Below are 21,836 nucleotides of genomic sequence, written 5' to 3'. Positions count from 1 at the left end.
ATGCCAATTACTTTAGACAAGAAATTGCCAGCCGTCGATATTTTAAAAAATGAGAATATCTTCGTCATGGATGATAAAAGGGCCAGCGGTCAGGATATTCGTCCTATCAAGGTCTTGGTTCTCAATCTGATGCCAACCAAGGAAGCGACAGAAACTCAGTTGCTGCGCTACCTGTCAAACACCCCTTTACAGATCAATTTAGATTTTCTCTATATGGCTAGCCATGAATCTAAAAATACCAAACCTGATCATTTAGAAACCTTCTACAAAACGTTTGAAGATATCAAGTCTGATTATTATGATGGTCTGATTATCACGGGAGCGCCGGTTGAAACGTTGCCCTTTGAGCAAGTAGATTACTGGGATGAGCTTTGTCAGATGTTTGAGTGGAAGCGGCACCATGTTTATTCTACCCTGCATCTTTGCTGGGGAGCTCAAGCCGGCCTTTATTATAAGTACGGTATTGATAAGGTAAAAATGGAGCACAAGCTATCGGGAATTTATTCTCAGCAGGTGACAGAACACCTATCGCCCCTGATGCGGGGATTTGATGATCAGTTTCTATCGCCGCATTCCAGATATACTGAGGTATTAGAGGCTGATATCCATAGTAAGACTAATCTCCAGATCCTAGCACGGGGAGAGGAAGTGGGCCCTTCCATTCTTTCCAGCCGTGATATGCGAGAGGTATATAGCTTTGGGCATCTGGAGTATGATAGAGATACCTTGAAAAGAGAGTACCTGCGCGATAGAAAAGCTAATAAGAATCCGGCCTTGCCTGTCAATTATTTTCCGAATAATGACAGTAGTGGAACTCCAGAATTGCGATGGAGTTTAGCGGCTTCGACCTTTTTTACCAACTGGCTCAATTATGCTGTTTATCAAGAGACACCTTACCATTTGGAGGATTTGGAAAATTCAGCCTCCTATTATGGTTATTTATAAAAGAGGAATTATGAGTTTTTTAGAGAATTATCAGTCAGGCAATCTGGTTTTGCCTAGCAGCTTACTCTTTCACTACAAAGATATTTTTTCCAGCAGCGATGATTACCTGATCTGGCAGTTTTTCTATCTGCAAAACACGACTAAGGTTGAGGAAATGCCGTCTAGCCGTATCGCTGATGCTCTGGGCAAGACAGTTGCTGAGGTTAATCAAGCCATCAGTAATCTGACCAACCAGGAGCTTTTGGTCATGAAAACCATTGAGCTAGACGGTGAAACTGATATCATTTTCGATGCCAGTCCCGTTCTCAAACGCTTGGATGCTCTTCTAGGTGAGGACAAGCTGGATTCAGCAGCGTCGGAGCCTTTAGACAACGCAAATGATCTTCAAGTGCTGCTGAATGATTTTGAAAAATCGGGCTGGATGTTGACACCATTTGAATTGGAAGATATTCAAAAATATGTTCGTGAAGATGGCATCAGTCCAGATTTGATTCGGGAGGCTCTCAAAGAGAGTATCTTCAATAGTAAGCGCAACTGGAAGTATCTGACAGCCATTTTACGCCGCTGGATGCGCGACGGCATTACGACTGTTCGCCAGATTGAAGAACGCAGGCAGGAACGGGATCAGGCAAACCCTGCTAAGGTCCAAGTATCAGATGATTTTCTCAATGCTATGAATGTGTGGAGTGATGACCAATAAATCGAGCTGATGGACCAGCCACGGCTAAGCTTGTAATATAAGTGATGAGAGCCATAGATCGCTGTCCTAGCAGTGGGGTTGGCTCTCATTTTTTGTTATAATAGAATCGTTGAAGCCTAAAAAACGCTCGGGAAGGCTTGGCTCTTTACTTCAGCAGGCTAGCTCCCTCAATAAACGACCTTTGTAATTTAAAAAGAAAGGATTTTATGGAAATCAATATTTCTCAGCGCTTGCGGGATGTGTCAGACTTTATCCCTCAGGGCAGCATTCTATTAGATGTTGGCAGTGACCACGCCTACCTGCCCCTTTATCTCTTGGAGCAGGAGCGAATTAGTTCAGCGATCGCAGGTGAAGTTGCCCAAGGTCCTTATCAGTCGGCTCTAAACAATGCTCAAGGATCAGCCTACGCTGATAAGATTGATGTTCGTTTGGCTGATGGGCTAGCAGCTTTTGATGATAGTGATGCTGTTGATGTGATAGCAATCTGCGGAATGGGGGGGCGTCTGATTGCGGATATCCTAGCGGCAGGCCTAGAGAAATTGGATAATGTCAAGCGTTTAGTTCTACAGCCCAATAATTGCGAAGATGATCTGCGTTACTGGCTGAGTCAGCATAGTTTTACAATTTTTGCTGAAAAAATCATGGCAGAAAATCACAAGTATTATGAAATCATTGTAGCAGAGCACGGCAGACAGCAGCTACAGCCGCAGGAGCTGCGCTTTGGACCTTGCCTTTTGCAAGAGGGGGCGGCTGTTTTTAAGGAGCGCTGGCAAAATGAGCTGCAGAAGCTGGAAAAGGCTCTGGAGCAGATTCCTGAAACTAATCAGACCGACCGCAGGGACATTCAGCAGAAAATAGAAGCGATTAAGGAGGCTATCAGTTATGAAGGCGAGTGACTTTATTGCAAAATATGAGAGCTACTGTCCGCAGGACCTCTCAATGGAAGGCGATATTTCAGGGTTGCAGTTGGGCAGCTTAGATAAAACCATCAAACGTGTGATGGTAACGTTAGATGTTCGCGAGACCACGGTCACAGAAGCAATTGAAAGAAATGTTGATATGATTGTGACTAAGCATGCTCCTATTTTTCGCCCCTTGAAGGATTTGGTTAGCAGTCCTAGGACAGATATTTTGCTGGAGCTTGTTAAACATGATATTTCAGTATATGTCAGCCATACGAATATTGACGTGGTACCAGATGGTTTGAACGATTGGTTTTGTGATCTCCTAGAGATTGAAGATACAGAAATACTGACACCTACAGTTGCTGGCTATGGTATCGGCCGCGTTGGCAATATTCGACCTCTGTCGCTGGAGGAGTTGGCACTTAAGGTGAAATCAACCTTTAATCTGGATAGTGTGCGGTTAGTTCGCTATGCTGGTTCTAATCCGGAAGTTAACAGAGTTGCTATCTGCGGCGGCAGTGGTCAAGGTTTTTATCGCGATGCCCTTACCAGAGGTGCTCAGGTTCTAATTACAGGAGATATTTACTATCATACAGCTCAAGATATGATTACTGACGGTCTTTTGGCAATTGATCCAGGACATCATATTGAAGCTCTCTTTATTGAAAGATTAGTTGAAAAGATGACAGTCTGGGCGGCTGAGGAAGGCTGGAATATTGAGCTAATCCCTAGTCAGATATCAACTAATCCTTTTAGTCATCTTTAGGAGTTATTGTTATGAATTGGCTTTTATCGCAAAATGTTGTTGTACTAGCTCTCTTAGCTGGTCTCTTTACTTGGGGATGTACGATTATCGGTGCTGCGATTGTTTTCTTTTTTAAAAATATTAGCCGTCGTCTGTTAGATACTATGATGGGGTTTGCTGCAGGAGTGATGATCGCTGCCTCTTTCTGGTCGCTTTTAGAGCCTTCTATTTCTTATGCGCAAGCAGACTATGGCAACTGGTCCTGGATACCGGCAGCTGTTGGTTTTTTATTTGGTGGGTTTATGCTGCGCTTGATCGATGCAGTGGTCCCCCATCTCCACCTTGATAAGAAGGATGTTAGTCAGGCAGAAGGATTAAAGCCTCAAAAGAAACTATCTAAAACGGCTCTCTTATTCTTAGCAATTACCATCCATAATTTCCCAGAAGGCTTAGCTGTCGGGGTTACCTTTGGGGCACTAGCAGGTGGTAATGCTAGTCAAGCCGCTCTTTTAGGGGCTATTGGTTTGGCCGTTGGAATTGGTCTGCAAAATGTTCCAGAAGGAGCTGCCCTGTCCATCCCTATTCGGGCTGATGGGGAATCTCGACTCAGAGCTTTCTATCTGGGTTCTATGTCGGCTATTGTCGAGCCAATCGGAGCGGTTTTGGGAGCGGGACTTGTCATGCTGATGATGCCCATTTTGCCTTATGCTCTTTCCTTTGCTGCAGGGGCTATGATCTTCGTCGTAGTGGAAGAGCTGATTCCCGAATCACAAACCAATGGCAATACCGACATCGCTACTTTGGGGTTGATGTTGGGCTTTGTTATTATGATGGTCATGGATGTTGCTCTTGGATAGGAGGAATGCATGAAAGTTGCTATTATTGGAGCCGGTATCGTTGGTTCAACAGCGGCCTATTATCTATCTAAGGAAGCAGGCCTTGAGGTTAGCGTTTTTGATGACGGGGAAGGGCAGGCGACCAAGGCTGCCGCTGGTATTATCAGCCCTTGGTTCTCTAAACGTCGCAATAAAGCTTGGTATAGACTAGCTCGTTTGGGGGCAGATTTTTACCAGACGTTGATTGCTGATTTGCAGATGGATGGCTTTGAGACAGATTTTTATCGGCAGACTGGTGTTTTCGTATTGAAGAAACAGGTAATAAAAATCCTAGAGCTAAAGGAGCTGGCAGAAAAGCGTAAGAAAGAGTCACCTCTGATCGGTCAGTTAGCGCTCTTCGGACGCGAAGAGGTGCAGCAGCATTTTCCAGATTTACAGGGAGTTGAGCAGCTGCTCTTTGCTTCTGGTGGAGCTAGAGTAGAAGGGGCAAGTCTGACAGCGACCTTGTTGGAGGCTAGTGGCTGTCATCTAATTAAGGAACAGGTAGACTTAACTCTCAAAAGAAGCGGTTATGAAATTGCTAACCAGCACTTTGATCGTGTCATTTTGGCTACAGGTGCTTGGTTGCCAGCCTTATTAGAACCCTTAGGATATAAAGTTGATATCTATCCACAGAAAGGTCAGCTGCGCGATTACTTTTTTGATGGTTGGGAAACACAGGAGCTGCCAGTGGTTATGCCAGAAGGAGAATTGGACATTATTCCCTTTAAAGCTGGTCAGATTTCAGTGGGAGCCAGTCATGAAAATGATAAGGGCTATGATTTGACAGCTGATTCAGCTATTTTAGCCGGCTTGGAAGAAGAAGCTTTGAAATATCTCCCTAAGTTAGCAGAGGCTGTGCGAGTTGACGAACGAGTGGGGACACGTGCCTATACCAGCGATTTTGCGCCTTTTTACGGTCAAGTTCCCGGTTTGCCTGGGGTCTATGCTGCCAGCGGTTTAGGCTCATCTGGTTTAACAACCGGTCCTCTGATAGCTAAAGAACTAGTCTCCCTTTTAATGGAACGGCAAGGCGAATTAGACAGCGCTGCCTATCCAGTTCAGAACTATATCAAAAAAACTGAAGCTTAGGCCCCAGTTTTTTTAGTTATTTGCCAAAGAAACCTTTGAGCTTATCGAGTATACCGTCAGCACCTTGGACATTTGACAACAGTCCCTGAGCTTGCTCAAAGTATTCCCCCAAATCATTTTTATGGTCATCAATAAACTGCTGAGCTGCGGAGAAATCTTTCTGTGCAATTAAGTCCTTTACTTGGTTAAAAAGTTCTGCTGGGTTCATATCTAGTAACCTGCCTTCCTTATACGTTACCCTTATTAAATCATACATCTTTAAAATATCAAATCAATCTGCTTATCAGTTGCTCTGCCGAACTTGCTTAAGCAGGGCGAAGCAACAAGTTAATGGAGCACACAGACAGCCTCCGGTACGCGGAAGTCATGACTCACTTCATTTAAGTGTCCAGTCTTCTTATCACGTTTGAAGACAGTTACATTATCTGAATCCTGATGGGGAACCAGTAAGTAGTCTTCGCTGCTGGTTAAACTTATATCTCTTGGTGTCTGTCCATGAGTAGGAACGATATCGATAAGATGAAGGTAGCCATCAAGAGTAAACTGATAGCAGGCAATAGAGTTATGACCGCGGTTGGAAACGTAGAGGAACCACCCGTCTTGGGTTACTTGAGCTGCTGCCGGAGCATTGAAGGCAGTGTAGCCCTTAGGAATACTCGAGAGGGATTGGAAATTCTCGAAGCTTCCGCAGCCTTGGTAAATGAGATTTTGTACGGTTGAGTTCAGTTCACAGACAACAAAAGCATGCTTGAAAATAGGGTGAAAAATCACGTGGCGAGGGCCAGATCCTGATACCAGCTGGAAATTATTGATTGGTTGTACCTGTCCCGTATCATTCAGCGCGTAGCTCGTCAGTTCATCGGTACCTAAGTCGCAGGTCAATAGATAGCGGTCTGGTGTTAAATCAGCGAAGTGAACTCGAGCGTGATCTTGGTGCGGGTGAGGCCCGGAACCCTGATGAATAATACGGTTGACTAAACTAAGTTGTCCATCCGTTTGCCGTTTATAAATAAGAGCCTGGCCAGTGTGGTAGTTAGCACTGAAGACCAAACCGCGCTTATCGTCGCTTCCAAGATAGCAAGGAGCAGCACCGTCTTCGAGGACATGATTAAGAGGATGAAAGTCAGCTCCAAAGCTAGCTACTCCACCTTGCCCCTCTTTGCTAGCGATGCTGTAGAGGCAGCCATCCTTAGTCTTGGTAAGGTAGGTAGGATTACTAACCTCCGCCAGCAGTTGTAAATTAGTCAGGTGTCCTGCTTGGTTATCAAAGTCAGCTCGATATATGCCGTGCGATTCCCGTTTTGTATAGGTTCCAAAATAAATTTGTTCCATATAGTCCCCTTTTACCTCTTTGTTTTCTGTATTAATCTACTTATTGAAGCTTTTCATTAACCAAAGGCTTTGAAGGCTATTTCTACAAAGAAATTATAGCATTTTTTTGTTAAAATAGGGGCAAAGACTGTGAAAGAGGGCAAGTATGACCAAACTAGCCACCATTTGTTATATTGATAACGGCCAAGAACTACTCTTGATGCTGCGCAATAAAAAGCCCCATGATGTGCATGAGGGCAAATGGATTTCTGTTGGCGGAAAATTAGAAGTGGGGGAAACACCTGAAGAGTGTGCCCGACGAGAAATTTTTGAAGAGACCCATCTCACTGTTAAGGAGATGGATTTTAAAGGAATGATTACCTTTCCTGAATTCACCCCAGGGCACGACTGGTATACCTATGTTTTTAAGGTTACAGACTTTGAAGGTGATTTGATTTCTGATGAAGAATCCCGTGAAGGCACACTGGAATGGGTTCCTTACGATCAGGTTCTGTCCAAGCCAACTTGGGAAGGTGACTATGAACTCTTTAAATGGATTTTAGAAGACAAGCCATTTTTTTCAGCTAAGTTTAGTTACGACCGATCAGGTCAGCTCATTGATAAAAGTGTCCAATTTTACAAGAGATAGGAGCAATAATGGATAAAAAAACAGGAAAATTTTATGATAGCTGGTTCTACAAGTGGATTATTGACAATCGTTTTGTCAGTGCTCTTTTGGTTTTATTACTTACCTTTCTGACTCTCTATCTCTTGACCCAGATCAGCTTCATTTTTGCTGCTGCGGCAAGATTTGTAGCGGTTGTTATGCTGCCGATTGTTATCTCTGTCCTCCTTTACTACTTGCTCAAACCTCTTGTCCGATTTATTGAGTATCATTTTAAAACCAGCCGAACTTGGTCTATCACTCTGGTTTACACGCTTTTGGCAGGACTTTTATTCTGGGGAGGTTCCAGTCTTTTTCCTATGTTGCAGGAACAGATTATGTCTTTTATTAATAATCTGCCACAATATGTTAAAAGTGTTGAGCGTCAGGCTAATGAAATATTAGATAACAACCGTTTAGCTTTCATTCGACCGCAGGTAGAAAACTGGGTGAACAACTACAGTGATAAAGCTGTTGACTATGCTGAGAATTTCTCTAAGAATATTGTCAGTTGGGCCGGTGACTTTGCCGGTGCTGTTGCCAAGGTAGCCATTGCCATTATCATGGCTCCCTTCGTGGTTTTCTATCTTCTGCGCGACAGTGATAAACTAAAAGAAAATATTTTAAAGACGATTCCAGTTAAATGGCGTACACCCAGCTCTCGTATTTTGAGTGATATCAATTCTCAGTGGCAGGGTTACGTTCAGGGGCAAGTAACTGTGGCCATTATCGTCGGCATCATGTTTTCTATTTTATTTAGCATCATCGGTCTGCGCTATGCAGTGACTCTCGGAATATTGGCTGGTTTTCTTAATATGATTCCTTACCTAGGGAGCTTTGTCGCTATGATTCCCGTTGTTATCTTAGCTTTGGTTGAAGGTCCATGGATGCTGGTCAAGGTCGCTATAGTCTTTGCTATTGAGCAGACTGTCGAAGGCCGCTTTGTCTCTCCCTTGGTTCTGGGAAATAAGCTCAGTATCCATCCTATTATGATTCTCTTTATTCTCTTAGCGTCAGGCTCGGTCTTTGGCGTCTGGGGTGTACTGCTTGGTATTCCAATCTATGCTTCAATCAGGGTTGTCATCAAAGAAATCTTTGAATGGTATCGTGATTTTAGCGGACTCTATGAAGAAAGTGAGTAACGTAAGTGTGTTAAATAGTGAAAAAATGATTGCTTCTATTGATCAACAAGACTTGGAGCATGCCAATAAATATTTCAAACGAGCTCTGGAAGAGGATGATGACGAAACTCTTCTATCTCTGGCTCAGTATTTAGAAGGGATCGGTTTTCTACCGCAGGCCAAAGAAATTTATCTGAAGGAGCGCAGAGCCTATCCTGATGTTAACATTAATCTAGCTCAGATTGCTGCTGAAGATGGGCAAATTGAAGAAGCCTTTCTCTATCTAGATACCATTGATAAAAATGATGATAATTATTTATCGGCTCTGCTGGTTATGGCTGATCTTTATGATATGGAAGGATTGAGTGACGTTGCGCGTGAAAAAATGTTGGAAGCTCGTCAACTCAGCGATGATCCCTTAGTGATATTTGGCTTGGCAGAATTGGACTATCAGCTGGGGAATTTACAGCAAGCAATCCGAGAATATGCCGAATTGGACTGTCGAAGAACCTTAGAGATGACAGGCGTCTCCACTTACCAGCGAATTGGTCATGCTTACGCAGATATGGGCGAATTTGAAGTTGCCATCGAGTTTCTGGAGATGGCTGTTGAGATTGAATATGATGATGCAACTGTTTTTGAATTGGCCACGCTGCTTTATGATCAAGAAGAATTTCAAAAGGCCAATCTCTATTTTAAGCAGCTAGATACTATAAACCCTGATTTTGAAGGATATGAGTACATCTACGCCCTCTCTCTTCATGAAGAACACAAAATTGAAGAAGCTCTGAAATTAGCTCAGCAAGGACTGGCTAAGAATGATTTTGACAGCCAGCTTTTGCTTTTAGCCTCTCAACTATCTTACGAAAACCATGATTTTCAGGCAGCTGAACGCTATCTTTTGACCGCCAAAGACCTAGCGGAGGATTTAGAAGATGTTTTAATGCGCCTGTCCAATCTCTACCTAGAAGAAGAACGCTATGAAGAAGTTGTCGCCTTGGAGCAGGAGGAGATTGACAATGTCTTAACCAAGTGGAATTTAGCCAAGGCTTACCAGGCCCTTGAGAGAGAAGAAGAGGCCCTGAGGTATTTTGAGGCGATTGCAGAGGATCTTAAGGATAATCCTGAATTCTTGCAGGACTATGCCTATATCTTGCGTGAATTTGGCTACCGTGACAGAGCCTACCAAATTGCTAGCCGCTATTTGGAATTAGTCCCCGATGACCTCAACATGACTGAGTTCTTGGAAGATTAGTCCTTGTCAATAAACCAGAAACAACTATAACCAGAAGATTGCAGCTGCTCTTCTGGTTTTTTGAACGCCTTTTAACGGAATTTGGAACCAAAAATATTACGGTATATTACAAATATTACAAAAATATGTTGACAGCGCTTTCATATTTTTCTATAATTAAGATAACAAAATTAAAAGATGTGTTCGGATGAAAGGAGTCACTATTATGAAAAAAGATTGGGCATGGAATCAGAGAGAGCGCTTTTCTATTCGGAAATATTCATTCGGAGCGGCCTCTGTTGTTATTGGGGCTAGTCTTATGATGGGTGGCTATGCACTAGCAGATGAGCAGGCACTCCCAACACCGCAGCAGCAAGATCTAGCGCTTCAGATACATGTGGCAAATAATAGCGATGTAACTGCTGCTAATGATACGGTGACAGTGATTGCCCCAGATGGTATAACTGCTGGTGATGTATCAACTGTGGCACAACCCCCTGCTCAAGCTCCAGCAGCCGTTGAAATTATAGAGAGCGAAGAGCCAATAAATGTAGTGGCTGGAAACGATGCTATCCCAGAAAGAGGACAAGCTAGCGAAGAGTTTACAAAGGTCGACGTCGGTACGCAGACAGACGAAATTCCTGCCAAACAAGCAGAAATTCCTGCTGTTAGTTCGGTAGCAGCTCGCCAAGCACCGGAGACTAAGGCAGCTGCAATTACCAGAGCGGACGCTTCGACAACAGTGGTCACTGGTGGAAAAGATATTCCGAGCCAAGGCTATTATAGCTATCCAGAGCGAACAGAGGTACGCAACAGTCCAGATCCGTCAGCCCCGCTGGTATTTTATGCCAATGCTGGTGACAGAGTCTTCTATGATCAGGTGCTGAACCAAAATGGTTATCAATGGATCAGCTACAGATCTTATAGCGGTATTCGTCGCTATGCCAATATCGCCAAGTTAGTTAGCCAAGCGGCTCCACAAGCTGATGCCAAGGTGACGGGAAACATTAAGGTAGAAAATATTACTGCGCAAGGATTTGATGTCATCATTAGTGACGCTTCCGACAGCAATGGTCTTGCTAAGGTCAAGGTTCCTACATGGACAGAAAAAAATGATCAAGATGACCTCATTTGGTACGATGCTACTAAACAGGCTGACGGTCGTTATAAGTTAACTGTCAAAACCAGCAATCATAAGGGTGAAGCTGGTACCTATCAGGTACATGTCTACTATCAAGAAACCGATGGTCAAGTTGTGCCTGTTGGTGCGGTTCAAGCCACAGTACCAGCTCCAAATGTCTCAGATAACAGTGAAATAACGCTGCCAGCTCTTGAACGCTATACTTTTGATAGAGAAGTAGAAGTTAAAAATGAACTGAAAGCCAGTGCTGCAACAGCTTTTACCTTTAAAAAAGGAGAAAGTATCAACTACGACAAGCGTATTAAAGCTGATGGTTATAATTGGATCAGCTATATCTCCTATAGCGGTGTGCGTCGCTATGTCATGCTGGATCAGCTGGCTGTCCCATCTAATCCCCAAAAATCTGACTCCAAAGCAACTGGTCAAATCAGTTTTGAAAATCAAACTGCTCAAGGTTTTGATATTCGTATTTCCAATGTTTCTGATAACAATGGTGTGCTAGCGGTCAAGGTCCCTGTCTGGACAGTTAAAAATGATCAAGATGACCTTATTTGGTACGATGGTGTTAAACAAGGCGACGGTACCTACAAGGTTGCTGTTAAGTTGGCTGACCATAAAAATGAAACAGGCGACTATGCTGTCCACCTCTACTATGTCGAAAATGATGGTAAAATGATTGGTGTAGCAGGTGTTCAGCATACCGTCGAAGCAGAAACTGAACCACAGATTACCCGCACAGGTACTCTTTCTTTCAGCAATCAAGCCAATGGTGACTTTGATATCATTGTTTCTAATGTTTCTGACAGCAAGGGCCTTAAGGCCGTTAAGGTCCCTGTCTGGACAGATAAGAATGACCAAGATGACCTTATTTGGTATGACGGTGTTAAACAAGGCGATGGTACTTACAAAGTGACTGTCAAACGCTCTGAACATAAAAATGAGACGGGGCTTTATCAGGTTCACCTCTACTATGTTGAAGACGATGGTCAAATGGTGGGGATTGCTGGCGCTCAGAACAGAGTAGCTGCTTCTAATTCTGGTCGAGCTGCCCTTCCTAACCAAGGAACCTATACCTTTGCGAAGCGTACAGAAGTTAGGAATCAAGCTGATTTATCAAGCCCAATTCAATTTTACTTCAACCAAGGCGAAAGTGTGCACTACGACAAAACGCTAGAGGCTGATGGCCAGCAATGGATTAGCTATATGTCCTACAGCGGTATCCGTCGATATATTAATATTGCACCTCAGTAAGTTTAGGTTCCAGACTCACCTATGACTTAACAGATAAGGGAGGCGACTTTTTGAGAGATGGTCCGGCTAGTCAATGGCTCAAAGATGATGCCCATCGGTATGGTCTTATCGTTCGCTATCAGTTAAGTAGGAAAGCTATTGACCGACTTTATGGACGCGCCATGTCCATTTGCTATATTGGACAAGAAGCTAAAGAAGTATATAATTCTGGTTTAAGTTTGGCAAGAATAATTTGGAATAGGGCTACTCCTATAGTTGAGCCGCTGGTATCCTCTTGCCGCCTCGTATAGCGAGCACTCATTGGAAGGATAATTTGGCTATGACAACTCCTTTCATCACGGTAACCGCCCAATTCTCTTGCTCCTGTAGTATAAAATAAAAATAGCAATCACCAAATATACTGACAAAAGGATATAAAAAGTTAAAAGAGTGGATTCAGGCTAGTGATTTCTCAGGGAAATCAGCTTGTTTCTGCTCTTTTTGCAAGGGTTGCTAGCTTACGGTGTAAAAGACTCCCTAATTTTTTCCAAATAGCAGTAGTGCTTGCAGCAGGAAAGGCAAATATCAGTTTAAAACGATATAAAATTAGTTTTATCAGCTTGGTGGCAATTGTTTCCAGCATGGGAATGCTGGCTAAAAACAAGATGAAAGTGAAAGGTACTAGGCAGGAAAATTCCTAAAGGAAAGATATCCTAGCAAATATTTGCTCATTATTTCACAATACTTTGCTGTGGAAATTGCTGAAAAACGTGCTATAATTGGTTTATATTAGACAGAAGTATGAGGAAAACTTTGTGAAATTTTTCAGTAAGATCACAGGTCTTCCTTTTCAATTAAGTAGAAAGTCAGGTAGGTAGATGGCAGAAGAAGCTATAAATTATGGTGCAGATTTGGTGATTGACAGTCTTATTAATCACAATGTCCCTTATGTTTTTGGGATTCCAGGAGCTAAGATTGACCGTGTTTTTGATACCTTGGAAGATAAGGGACCTGAACTCATTGTTGCCCGCCATGAGCAAAATGCTGTTTTTATGGCTCAGGGAGTTGGTCGGATTACTGGGGAACCGGGGGTTGTGATTGCGACCTCAGGTCCTGGTATCTCTAATCTGGCGACTGGACTGGTGACAGCTACAGATGAAGGTGATCCTGTCCTAGCCATCGGTGGTCAAGTTAAGCGCTCTGATCTGCTGAAACGCTCTCACCAGTCCATGAATAACGTGGCTATGCTGTCTCCAATTACTAAATATGCGGTTGAAATTCATGAACCTAATACCATTTCAGAAATTGTAGCGAATGCTTATCGCTATGCTAAATCTGGTAAACCTGGCGCTAGTTTCATATCGATTCCGCAGGATGTTACAGACAGCCCTGTTTCTGTCAAGGCTATCAAACCTTTGACAGATCCTAAATTGGGTTCAGCCTCAGTTGATGATATTAATTACTTGGCTCAGGCTATTCGCAATGCTGCCCTGCCCGTCCTCCTTTTAGGGAATGGTGCTTCAACCAGTGCAGTGACAGGAGCTGTTCGACGTCTCTTAGAGGCAGTTAAGTTGCCAGTGGTTGAGACCTTCCAAGGAGCTGGTATTGTTTCTCGTGATTTAGAAGAAGAAACCTTCTTTGGCCGTGTTGGTCTCTTTCGCAACCAGCCTGGTGATATGTTGCTGAAACGTTCGGATTTAGTCATCGCCATTGGCTACGATCCAATTGAATATGAGGCTCGCAACTGGAATGCTGAAATCTCAGCGCGTATCATTGTGATTGATGTTGAACCGGCGGAAATTGACACCTATTTTCAGCCGGAGCGTGAGCTCGTTGGTAATATTGAAGAGACACTTGAGCTTTTACTCCCTGCTGTTTCGGGCTACAGTCTGCCAGAGGGGTCTGTTGAATATTTACAAAATCTCAAAAAAGAGGTTGTTGAAGACCTGAAATTTGACCGTCAGTCCCCACAAGGTTTAGTTCATCCTCTGGACCTTATTGAAAGTCTGCAGGAAGCTGTTACGGACGATATGACGGTAACTGTTGATGTCGGCAGTCACTATATTTGGATGGCGCGTTATTTTAAGAGCTATGAGGCTCGCCACCTGCTTTTTTCCAATGGTATGCAGACTTTAGGGGTCGCGCTGCCTTGGGCAATTGCTGCTGCCCTTTTACGTCCTAATACCAAGGTTGTTTCTATCTCTGGTGACGGTGGTTTTCTCTTCTCTGCTCAAGAATTAGAGACAGCTGTCCGGTTGAAACTGCCTATTGTCCATATTATCTGGAACGATGGTAAATACAATATGGTAGAATTTCAGGAAGAGATGAAATACGGTCGCTCATCTGGTGTTGAGTTCGGTGCAGTTGATTTTGTCAAATATGCTGAAAGCTTTGGCGCCAAGGGCTATCGCGCTGACAGTAAGGCTTCCTTTGACCATCTTCTAAAGCAAGCTCTGAGTGAAGCAGCGAAAGGGCCTGTTTTAATTGATGTTCCTATTGATTACAAGGATAATATCAAGCTGGGCGAAACGATTTTGCCAGACGAATTTTATTAGAAAGAAAAAGAGGAGGGATCAGATATGGCTGATGTGATTAAGCTGTTTCAGTATAATACACTGGGTGCTCTTATGGCAGGTCTCTACGAGGGATCCTTGACGATTGGTGAACTTTTAGAGCACGGCGATTTGGGAATTGGTACCTTGGATTCTATTGATGGTGAACTGATTGTTCTTGATGGCAAGGCCTATCAAGCTAAGGGATCTGGAGATAAACCAGAAGTAGTTGAAGTATCGCTTGATGCCAAGGTTCCCTACGCAGCGGTCGTTCCTCACCAAGCAGAAGTCATTTTTCGCCAACGTTTTGAAATGACAGATAAGGAGCTAGAAGACCGTATTGAATCCTATTACGATGGTGTTAACCTCTTTCGCTCCATAAAAATTAAAGGGCACTTTAAAAAGATGCATGTCCGCATGATTCCCAAGGCTCAAAGCGGGGAAAAATTTGCCCAAGTGGCAACTATGCAACCTGAATACAGCATTGACAATATTTCTGGAACCATTGTTGGTATCTGGACGCCTGAAATGTTTCACGGCGTAAGTGTAGCAGGCTACCATTTGCACTTCTTGTCGAATGATTTAACCTTTGGTGGCCATGTTATGGACTTCATCATTGAAGATGGTACGGTTGAAGTGGGGCCTGTTGATCAGCTGGATCAGCGTTTTCCAGTTCAGGATCGAGATTACCTTTTTGCGAAATTAAACGTTGATGAGCTGAGAGAAGACATTGAAAAAGCTGAATAAGAACTAATACTATTTTTGAAATTGATATCACTAAAGCGACTGTATTTTAAGAATTACAGTACTATAACTTCTCCGTCCTCAATCTGACTGCATTAGGAATAATGATGATTAGATAACAAAAAACAGCTGACCGAAATTAGTCAGCTGTTTTCTTGTTGTCGAAAATGAAAAGTTTACTAAAAATGTAGTTGAGCAGGATAATCATTACCTGACTAATCGCACCGACAATAGTATCGACGGCATGAATATTGTCCCCTACAAATTGTCCGACGATATGAGGATAGGTCTTAACAAAGATAAAGGTCATACCAAAGTCCAGCACCAGAGTGATCAAACGGGCTGATACAAACTTGATAAACCGACTGGGCCAGCCTGACCGCTCCTGATTAAAGACCCAGATGTCATTAGTGACAAAAGCAAAAATAATAGCGATGGCATTAGCCGAAACAGTGGATACTAGAGGCATAGTCGTCAGCGAAAAGATGGTAAAACGGCTGATCATATAGACCATAGTAGCTAGTCCGCCAAAAAAAAGGTATTTCATGGCTTCGTTATTCCAAGCCCAAATAATAAGTGATTTAATTTTTTTCATAAAAATACTTTAGCATAAAATGGCTGGTTATGCTAGAATAAGTATAAGTGTTTTATTTGAGTTTAGGAGTCATTGGCCTAAAACACTTGGAAGAAAAGGAAATGGTAAACAAAGTGCTACATTGACTATGTTTTTGTTAGTGTAGTCTGGGATTAAACAAGCAATTAAAAAGGAATAGATATTGTGAATATTTGGAAGTCCCTGATTTTGGCTCTATGGCTCATCAGTTTAGCCGTCATTTTTATTGGAAATGTCATCTTGTCTGATTTTGGCTTGCTCTGGGAGACAAGGATTATGCATATTGGTCTTATTTTATTTTTATCGGGTCCCAGCCTATTGTTATTACTCCTTGGTAAGCTGTCTTGGTGGAAGAGCTTTTTTCTGGCAGCTGTTCTGTCCCTTATCATTTTTACGATTACAACAACCGCTGGCATTGCTCCCTTTAATAATTACCGTGACCAAGGGCGATACCTAGTGACAGAAGAAGGATCCTTATTTGATACAGGCATTCATTGCGACTACCATCTTAAACGCCCCTATTGTACCATGGAAGAGAAGGTAGTTAAAACCGTTTATTTGGAGTAGAAACAGTCCAGCAGTTCCTCGCTTCTTACAAGCTACCGATCTATTTAAGGCATTCAAAGAGTCGAAAAACACCCTAATTGTTGGAACTTTTGTCTAATTTTGGGAGTGCGGCTTAACTCTTTTCGTGTTAGGAAAAAGTCAGGCTCAAACAGCTTGGCTTCTTTTTTTCAGTCGATTGTGCTATACTGGATAGGCTGTCTTGCGGCCCTTGACGCTTCTAATCCTTTCGTCAAGCATATTATAAGGGATGCCCCTAAAGGAGTGATTAATCTGATGAAATTTTCTGCTCGTGATTTACTGCAAATCGCTGTTGTAACAGCCCTCTACTTTGTTTTTACAGCTCTACCGCCTTTTAACGTACTTAGCTATGGTGCTTATCAGTTTCGTTTATCGGAAATGCTAAACTTTTTGGGCTTTTACAAGCCAAAATATATTATCGCCCTAACTTTAGGTTGTGCCCTTTCTAATTTCTATAGCTTTGGTCTAGTTGATGTCCTCGTTGGCAGCAGTCAAACTCTGATTTTTGTCAGCCTAGGTGTTTGGCTCTTTAAGTCCTATATGAATCAGACTATATGGGGGTACAACAAGGCTTTCTTCTACTTCAGCCTCCTATTTTCAGCTAGCATGTTTATTATTGCGGCTGAATTGCACCTTGTGGCTCAAGCTCCCTTCTTTTTAACTTGGTTTACAACAGCAGTTGGTGAACTCGCTTCCCTGCTAGTCGGTGGCTACCTCATCAGTCTTCTGTCCAAACGTGTTGACCTCTACCAATAGAGATGGGTAAAAGTCTTTTAACACTCAAAAAATCAAATGCTTATGTCAAGCTGGAGTCAGCAAGATCGTATTTTTGGTTTTCAAAGAGGAGTTAGAAGGCTTTTTGTCTTAATTCTCCCTTCATTTCGTGCTATAATAGCATTATGGAAAATCGTATCAAAGAGTTGGTTACCCAGTTAAACCACTATGCCAAAGAATACTATACCAAAGACAAGCCTAGCGTTTCCGATGCTCAGTATGACAAGCTTTACCGTGAATTGCTTGATTTGGAGGAGCACTACCCCGACTTAGTTCAGCCAGATAGCCCTACCCACCGTGTTGGGGGTCTGGTCTTGGATGGCTTTGAAAAGTATACTCACGAATATCCTCTTTTTTCTTTACAGGATGCCTTCTCTCGGGAAGAATTAGAGGATTTTGACCGCCGTATCAAGTCAGAATTTCCCCAAGCCTCTTACCTAGCAGAGTTGAAGATTGATGGCCTGTCCATTTCCCTGACCTACCGCAATGGTCAACTAGTCATTGGAGCTACCCGTGGGGATGGTACTGTTGGTGAAAATATCACCGAAAATCTCAAACGCATCAAAGATATTCCCCTGAGCTTACCTAATAACTCCACCATAACGGTAAGGGGAGAAGCCTATTTGCCCAGAGTGTCTTTTGATGCTATCAATGCCAAACGGCGAGAAAATGGGCAGGAGGAGTTTGCCAACCCTCGCAACGCTGCGGCAGGTACCCTGCGGCAGCTGGACACAGCTGTAGTGGCCAAGAGAAACTTGGCTACTTTCATCTATCAAGAAGCAGGAGAAACCAATTTTGCGACCCAAGAAGCAGTTTTAGAGGGCTTTGAAAAGCTAGGCTTCACTGTTAATCAACGACGTATTGTAACTTCTTCTATAGCGGATGTTTGGGATTTTATACAAACCGTTCAAGCGGAGCGCGACGATCTACCTTACGACATCGATGGTATTGTTATTAAGGTTAATAGCCTAGCTATGCAGGAGGAGTTAGGCTTTACGGTTAAGGCTCCTCGCTGGGCGATTGCTTATAAATTTCCTGCTGAGGAAAAAGAGGCAGAGCTTCTCTCAGTTGATTGGACAGTTGGCCGAACAGGAGTTGTGACACCGACAGCTAATTTGACACCAGTGCAGCTGGCCGGAACAACAGTTAGTCGAGCGACTTTGCATAATGTTGATTATATCGCGGATAAGGATATTCGCATCGGCGATAGGGTATTGGTCTACAAGGCAGGCGATATCATCCCAGCAGTACTCAATGTAGTCACAGATAAGCGAACAGACCAAGTTCCTATGATAATCCCCGAACATTGTCCGTCCTGTCAGAGTCAGCTGGTCCACTATGAGGATGAAGTGGCCCTGCGCTGCGTCAATCCACGCTGCCCAGCTCAACTTAAAGAAAAGCTGATTCATTTTGCCAGCCGTGATGCAATGAATATCACCGGTCTGGGACCGTCAAATATTGAAAAAGTCTATGAGGCAGGATTGGTTGAAGACGTTGCTGACCTCTACCAGTTGACTCCAGAAAAGCTCCTTAATCTAGAAGGGTTCAAAGAAAAATCAGCCCAAAAGCTCTATCAAGCAATTGTGGCTTCCAAGGATAATTCGGCAGAAAAACTCCTCTTTGGTCTTGGAATTCGTCATGTCGGTGCCAAGGCTAGTCGTCTATTGCTAGAAACTTTTGGGAACTTGGACGAATTGATAGCGGCAGATTTTGATGCTATTGCTGCCATTGATAGTCTGGGGCAGGTTCTTGCCCAATCCCTCAAAGATTATTTTGCGACCGCAGGAGCACAGCAGCTAATGGCAGAGCTGCATCAAGCTGGACTGAACTTTGATTATCTAGGTAAGCGAGTGGCTGCAGATGCTCAGTTATCGGGCTTGACCATTGTACTAACTGGCAAGTTGACCGACCTGACTCGGACTCAGGCCAAAGAAAAGTTAGAAGCGCTAGGTGCCAAGATTACAGGTTCGGTTTCTAAAAAAACAGATATCGTTGTTGCGGGAGAAGATGCTGGTTCTAAACTGAGTAAGGCTCAAGAACTGGGGATTACCGTCCAGGACGAAGAGTGGTTAATTAACCTATAGGAGAAAAAGATGGCTCAAAAGCGTGCACGCCTGATTTATAATCCAACATCAGGCCAAGAAATTATGAAAAAAAATGTAGGCGAAGTACTGGATATTTTAGAAGGGTTTGGCTTTGAGACCTCTGCCTTTCAAACGACTCCAGATCCCGACTCAGCCAAAAACGAAGCGAGTCGAGCTGCCCAAGCAGGTTTTGATTTGGTTATTGCGGCAGGAGGAGACGGGACTATTAATGAGGTTGTCAACGGTATTGCTCCGTTGGGGAATCGCCCTCAGATGGCAATCATTCCAACAGGAACAACTAATGATTTGGCGCGGGCGCTCAAGATTCCAAGAGGCAAGCCTATCGAAGCAGCCAAGGTTATCGGGAAAAATCAAACCATTCAGATGGATGTTGGTCAAGCGCACGGCGATTCCTATTTCGTTAATATTGCAGCAGCGGGTACGCTGACTGAACTCACTTACAGTGTCCCCAGCCAACTAAAAACGATGATTGGTTATCTAGCCTATTTGGCAAAAGGGGTAGAACTCCTGCCTCGTGTTCGGACGGCTCCTGTCAAGATCACCCACGATCAGGGTGTTTTTGATGGTGAAGCATCCATGATTTTTGCGGCTATTACCAATTCAGTCGGTGGTTTTGAAACGATTGCTCCTGATGCGAAACTTGATGATGGAATGTTTACCTTGATTATTATTAAGACGGCCAACCTGATTGATATTGCTCATTTAGTCAGAAAGCTTCTTCAAGGTGGTAAGCATATCGGGGATCGGCGTATTGAGTATATTAAGACGAGTAAAATTGTCATCGAACCCCAAACCAGTGAGCGTATGATGATTAACCTAGACGGTGAATACGGTGGTGATGCTCCAATTACTCTGGAAAATCTCAAAAATCATATTGAGTTCTATGCTGATGCAGATGAGATTTCTGATGATGCACTGGAGCTCGATACAGAAGAGTTAGCTCTCGAAGCTATCGCTCAAAAATTCTCACACGAGGTTGATGAACTTGGTGATGACGATGATTAGGCTCATCAATATTTGAGCGAAAGCAAATACTTAAAAAATCAGACTGAGCGACGTAGCATTTTTATGGTCTAAAACGCTCTGGGAAGAGAGCGTTTTGAGCTGCCGCTTTACAATCATGGAGTGGTGAGGATCAAAATTATGACCTAGCCTGAGGGTCAGGCAAACCTAGCTTCTGTCGGTGAAGCAGGGATAACTTAAAAGGTTTGAGAGAGCTTTTAAGGTGAGGAGGTGAGACCAGCAGAGCTGGCCTCATAAGTAGAAGGACGAATCGTGACATTTCGAAGAGTATAGCGATTCATTCTAAATAAAGACTGATCCAAACCGAGGCGAGCTAGATTTTTTTGCTTGCTTCGGTTTTTATCTTAGGCTACATCAGGTGTGTAAGAAGAAATTATCATTAAAAATTCCGAACAATCAGTTATAAAAGTCAGCAATAGGTAAAACAGTTTTCAGTAAGCCTTTACATTTTGCAGGAAATCGTTGACTTTCCCAGCAAATAGGACTAAAATTAGTGGGTAAAAAAATTTAAAGGAGAATTCTATTATGAGTTTAACAATCTTAGGTCTTGGCCTCGCCGTTATGGGGGTATCAATTGGTGAAGGGATTCTTGTTGCCAATATCGCCAAAGCTGCAGCTCGCCAACCAGAAATGTTTGGTAAATTGCAAACCTTGATGTTTACTGGTGTTGCCTTTATCGAAGGGACCTTCTTCGTTCTTTTTGCTCTAAGTTTCTTGGTGAAATTCGCAGGTTTATAAGAAAAAGAAGGAGGGATAAGGTTTGGAATCAACTGAAAATCCAAGCGTATCTTTTTTAGGTATCGAGTTTGATTTGACCATTTTAGCAGTCTCTCTCTTAACGGTTCTCATCATTTTCTTCTTGGTCTTTTGGGCTAGTCGTGAGATGACTTTGAAGCCAAGTAAGAAACAAAATGTTCTTGAGTATGTGTATGAGTTTGTTAACAATACCATTTCTCAAAACTTGGGGAGATATACTAAAAATTACAGTTTTTTTCTGTTTATTATCTTTACTTTTGTCTTTACGGCCAATAATATCGGTTTGGTGACAGCTATTAAAACACAAAAGTATAATTTTTGGACTTCTCCAACGTCGAATTTTGGGGTTACCATTACTCTTTCTCTAATAATTGCGCTTGTTTGCCACTTTGAGGGGATTCGTAAAAAAGGAATCAAAGGCTATTTGAAAGGCTATTTGCAGCCCTATCCAGCCATGCTGCCCATGAATATCCTTGAGCAGTTCACAAATGTTGCTTCACTTGCTCTACGTCTATTTGGTAACATTTATTCTGGTGAGGTGATAACTAGTCTGATCCTACAATTGTTTACCATATCGGTATTTTTAGGACCTTTAGCATTCTTACTCAATGGGATTTGGGTGGCTTTTTCAGCCTTTATCGGATTTATTCAAGCCTATGTCTTTATCATCCTAAGTTCAAATTACATTGGTGGTAAAGTTAATGATTAACCAAGAAAGAGA

The 21,836-nt window shown here is 43.0% G+C and carries 22 protein-coding genes and 1 riboswitch; of the genes, 19 read left to right on the top strand and 3 right to left on the bottom strand.

Features of this window, described 5'->3' with window-relative positions:
* The 6 genes from metA to AC4HAO_RS03510 all read left to right on the top strand — a co-directional run bounded on the left by metA (position 1) and on the right by AC4HAO_RS03510 (position 5,262).
* The gene (metA, locus tag AC4HAO_RS03535; protein WP_491093059.1) at positions 1 to 945 is read left to right on the top strand and encodes a homoserine O-acetyltransferase MetA; all 945 of its coding nucleotides are present in this window, start codon (positions 1 to 3) and stop codon (positions 943 to 945) included.
* A gap of 10 nt (positions 946 to 955) precedes the next feature.
* Positions 956 to 1,645 carry a DnaD domain-containing protein gene (locus AC4HAO_RS03530; RefSeq protein ID WP_491134607.1) on the top strand — a complete coding sequence of 230 codons (690 nt, stop codon included), beginning with the start codon at positions 956 to 958 and terminating at the stop codon, positions 1,643 to 1,645.
* A gap of 206 nt (positions 1,646 to 1,851) precedes the next feature.
* Complete coding sequence (locus AC4HAO_RS03525; protein WP_491134606.1) at positions 1,852 to 2,541, top strand: tRNA (adenine(22)-N(1))-methyltransferase; 690 nt, start codon at positions 1,852 to 1,854, stop codon at positions 2,539 to 2,541.
* The gene (locus AC4HAO_RS03520; RefSeq protein WP_491093056.1) at positions 2,528 to 3,316 is read left to right on the top strand and encodes a Nif3-like dinuclear metal center hexameric protein; all 789 of its coding nucleotides are present in this window, start codon (positions 2,528 to 2,530) and stop codon (positions 3,314 to 3,316) included. The genes AC4HAO_RS03525 and AC4HAO_RS03520 overlap by 14 nt, the downstream gene beginning before the upstream one ends.
* Before the next feature lie 11 nt (positions 3,317 to 3,327).
* Complete coding sequence (locus AC4HAO_RS03515; RefSeq protein WP_447453026.1) at positions 3,328 to 4,152, top strand: ZIP family metal transporter; 825 nt, start codon at positions 3,328 to 3,330, stop codon at positions 4,150 to 4,152.
* A gap of 9 nt (positions 4,153 to 4,161) precedes the next feature.
* Complete coding sequence (locus AC4HAO_RS03510; protein ID WP_491093055.1) at positions 4,162 to 5,262, top strand: NAD(P)/FAD-dependent oxidoreductase; 1,101 nt, start codon at positions 4,162 to 4,164, stop codon at positions 5,260 to 5,262.
* A 16-nt stretch (positions 5,263 to 5,278) separates the two neighbouring features.
* Here AC4HAO_RS03510 and AC4HAO_RS03505 read toward each other — a convergent pair whose 3' ends face one another.
* Entirely contained in the window at positions 5,279 to 5,470 is a 192-nt protein-coding gene (locus tag AC4HAO_RS03505) for a hypothetical protein (protein WP_491134605.1), read from the bottom strand.
* A 119-nt stretch (positions 5,471 to 5,589) separates the two neighbouring features.
* Positions 5,590 to 6,594: a lactonase family protein gene (locus AC4HAO_RS03500; RefSeq protein WP_491134604.1), complete on the bottom strand. Its 1,005-nt coding sequence runs from the start codon at positions 6,592 to 6,594 to the stop codon at positions 5,590 to 5,592.
* A 145-nt stretch (positions 6,595 to 6,739) separates the two neighbouring features.
* On the opposite strand from AC4HAO_RS03500, the gene AC4HAO_RS03495 reads away from it, so the two are divergent.
* The 7 genes from AC4HAO_RS03495 (at position 6,740) to budA (ending at position 15,262) form a co-directional block, all read left to right on the top strand.
* Positions 6,740 to 7,222, top strand: a complete 483-nt coding sequence (locus AC4HAO_RS03495; RefSeq protein ID WP_447453030.1) for an NUDIX hydrolase — start codon at positions 6,740 to 6,742, stop codon at positions 7,220 to 7,222.
* A gap of 8 nt (positions 7,223 to 7,230) precedes the next feature.
* Positions 7,231 to 8,379, top strand: coding sequence for an AI-2E family transporter (locus AC4HAO_RS03490; RefSeq protein WP_491093052.1), 1,149 nt, complete (start codon positions 7,231 to 7,233; stop codon positions 8,377 to 8,379).
* A gap of 7 nt (positions 8,380 to 8,386) precedes the next feature.
* Positions 8,387 to 9,613 (top strand): tetratricopeptide repeat protein, encoded by a 1,227-nt coding sequence (locus AC4HAO_RS03485; RefSeq protein ID WP_491134603.1) that lies wholly within the window; start codon positions 8,387 to 8,389, stop codon positions 9,611 to 9,613.
* A 205-nt stretch (positions 9,614 to 9,818) separates the two neighbouring features.
* Positions 9,819 to 11,984: a GBS Bsp-like repeat-containing protein gene (locus tag AC4HAO_RS03480; RefSeq protein ID WP_491134602.1), complete on the top strand. Its 2,166-nt coding sequence runs from the start codon at positions 9,819 to 9,821 to the stop codon at positions 11,982 to 11,984.
* 50 nt (positions 11,985 to 12,034) lie between these two features.
* Entirely contained in the window at positions 12,035 to 12,274 is a 240-nt protein-coding gene (locus tag AC4HAO_RS03475; RefSeq protein ID WP_491134601.1) for a hypothetical protein, read from the top strand.
* Between the two features lie 567 nt (positions 12,275 to 12,841).
* On the top strand, positions 12,842 to 14,518 hold the full coding sequence (alsS, locus tag AC4HAO_RS03470) for an acetolactate synthase AlsS (protein ID WP_491093047.1): 1,677 nt from the start codon (positions 12,842 to 12,844) through the stop codon (positions 14,516 to 14,518).
* A gap of 24 nt (positions 14,519 to 14,542) precedes the next feature.
* Positions 14,543 to 15,262, top strand: coding sequence for an acetolactate decarboxylase (budA, locus tag AC4HAO_RS03465; protein WP_491134600.1), 720 nt, complete (start codon positions 14,543 to 14,545; stop codon positions 15,260 to 15,262).
* A gap of 136 nt (positions 15,263 to 15,398) precedes the next feature.
* Here the strand turns inward: budA and AC4HAO_RS03460 are convergent, their stop codons facing one another.
* Positions 15,399 to 15,854 (bottom strand): GtrA family protein, encoded by a 456-nt coding sequence (locus tag AC4HAO_RS03460; protein WP_447453037.1) that lies wholly within the window; start codon positions 15,852 to 15,854, stop codon positions 15,399 to 15,401.
* 183 nt (positions 15,855 to 16,037) lie between these two features.
* Between AC4HAO_RS03460 and AC4HAO_RS03455 the strand changes: the two genes are divergently transcribed.
* From AC4HAO_RS03455 to atpB, 6 genes are all read left to right on the top strand, one after another.
* Entirely contained in the window at positions 16,038 to 16,439 is a 402-nt protein-coding gene (locus tag AC4HAO_RS03455; protein WP_447453038.1) for an ABC transporter ATP-binding protein, read from the top strand.
* Between the two features lie 176 nt (positions 16,440 to 16,615).
* A riboswitch (PreQ1 riboswitch) is annotated at positions 16,616 to 16,710 on the top strand.
* Positions 16,711 to 16,712: 2 nt separating this feature from the next.
* Positions 16,713 to 17,213, top strand: coding sequence for a QueT transporter family protein (locus AC4HAO_RS03450; protein ID WP_447453039.1), 501 nt, complete (start codon positions 16,713 to 16,715; stop codon positions 17,211 to 17,213).
* A 143-nt stretch (positions 17,214 to 17,356) separates the two neighbouring features.
* Complete coding sequence (ligA, locus tag AC4HAO_RS03445) at positions 17,357 to 19,315, top strand: NAD-dependent DNA ligase LigA (protein ID WP_491134599.1); 1,959 nt, start codon at positions 17,357 to 17,359, stop codon at positions 19,313 to 19,315.
* A gap of 9 nt (positions 19,316 to 19,324) precedes the next feature.
* On the top strand, positions 19,325 to 20,341 hold the full coding sequence (locus AC4HAO_RS03440; RefSeq protein ID WP_491093042.1) for a diacylglycerol kinase family lipid kinase: 1,017 nt from the start codon (positions 19,325 to 19,327) through the stop codon (positions 20,339 to 20,341).
* Between the two features lie 543 nt (positions 20,342 to 20,884).
* A complete protein-coding gene (locus AC4HAO_RS03435; protein ID WP_447453042.1) occupies positions 20,885 to 21,097 on the top strand; it encodes a F0F1 ATP synthase subunit C in 213 nt (70 codons plus the stop codon).
* A 22-nt stretch (positions 21,098 to 21,119) separates the two neighbouring features.
* The gene (atpB, locus tag AC4HAO_RS03430) at positions 21,120 to 21,824 is read left to right on the top strand and encodes a F0F1 ATP synthase subunit A (protein ID WP_491134598.1); all 705 of its coding nucleotides are present in this window, start codon (positions 21,120 to 21,122) and stop codon (positions 21,822 to 21,824) included.
* Positions 21,825 to 21,836: the final 12 nt, after the last annotated feature.

The sequence above is a fragment of the Streptococcus sp. ELY_137 genome, from assembly GCF_058314515.1.
Note: the sequence above shows the minus strand (reverse complement) of the source record. Positions and strands in the feature narration are given on the sequence as shown.

Coding starts and splice junctions, on each gene's coding strand:
- AC4HAO_RS03480 (WP_491134602.1), top strand. CDS start 9,819: ATGAAAAAAGATTGGGCATGGAATCAGAGAGAGCGCTTTTCTATTCGG.
- AC4HAO_RS03515 (WP_447453026.1), top strand. CDS start 3,328: ATGAATTGGCTTTTATCGCAAAATGTTGTTGTACTAGCTCTCTTAGCT.
- AC4HAO_RS03460 (WP_447453037.1), bottom strand. CDS start 15,854: ATGAAAAAAATTAAATCACTTATTATTTGGGCTTGGAATAACGAAGCC.
- alsS (WP_491093047.1), top strand. CDS start 12,842: ATGGCAGAAGAAGCTATAAATTATGGTGCAGATTTGGTGATTGACAGT.
- AC4HAO_RS03435 (WP_447453042.1), top strand. CDS start 20,885: ATGAGTTTAACAATCTTAGGTCTTGGCCTCGCCGTTATGGGGGTATCA.
- AC4HAO_RS03440 (WP_491093042.1), top strand. CDS start 19,325: ATGGCTCAAAAGCGTGCACGCCTGATTTATAATCCAACATCAGGCCAA.
- metA (WP_491093059.1), top strand. CDS start 1: ATGCCAATTACTTTAGACAAGAAATTGCCAGCCGTCGATATTTTAAAA.
- budA (WP_491134600.1), top strand. CDS start 14,543: ATGGCTGATGTGATTAAGCTGTTTCAGTATAATACACTGGGTGCTCTT.
- AC4HAO_RS03510 (WP_491093055.1), top strand. CDS start 4,162: ATGAAAGTTGCTATTATTGGAGCCGGTATCGTTGGTTCAACAGCGGCC.
- AC4HAO_RS03520 (WP_491093056.1), top strand. CDS start 2,528: ATGAAGGCGAGTGACTTTATTGCAAAATATGAGAGCTACTGTCCGCAG.
- ligA (WP_491134599.1), top strand. CDS start 17,357: ATGGAAAATCGTATCAAAGAGTTGGTTACCCAGTTAAACCACTATGCC.
- AC4HAO_RS03525 (WP_491134606.1), top strand. CDS start 1,852: ATGGAAATCAATATTTCTCAGCGCTTGCGGGATGTGTCAGACTTTATC.
- AC4HAO_RS03500 (WP_491134604.1), bottom strand. CDS start 6,594: ATGGAACAAATTTATTTTGGAACCTATACAAAACGGGAATCGCACGGC.
- AC4HAO_RS03530 (WP_491134607.1), top strand. CDS start 956: ATGAGTTTTTTAGAGAATTATCAGTCAGGCAATCTGGTTTTGCCTAGC.
- AC4HAO_RS03495 (WP_447453030.1), top strand. CDS start 6,740: ATGACCAAACTAGCCACCATTTGTTATATTGATAACGGCCAAGAACTA.
- AC4HAO_RS03450 (WP_447453039.1), top strand. CDS start 16,713: ATGAAATTTTCTGCTCGTGATTTACTGCAAATCGCTGTTGTAACAGCC.
- AC4HAO_RS03505 (WP_491134605.1), bottom strand. CDS start 5,470: ATGAACCCAGCAGAACTTTTTAACCAAGTAAAGGACTTAATTGCACAG.
- AC4HAO_RS03490 (WP_491093052.1), top strand. CDS start 7,231: ATGGATAAAAAAACAGGAAAATTTTATGATAGCTGGTTCTACAAGTGG.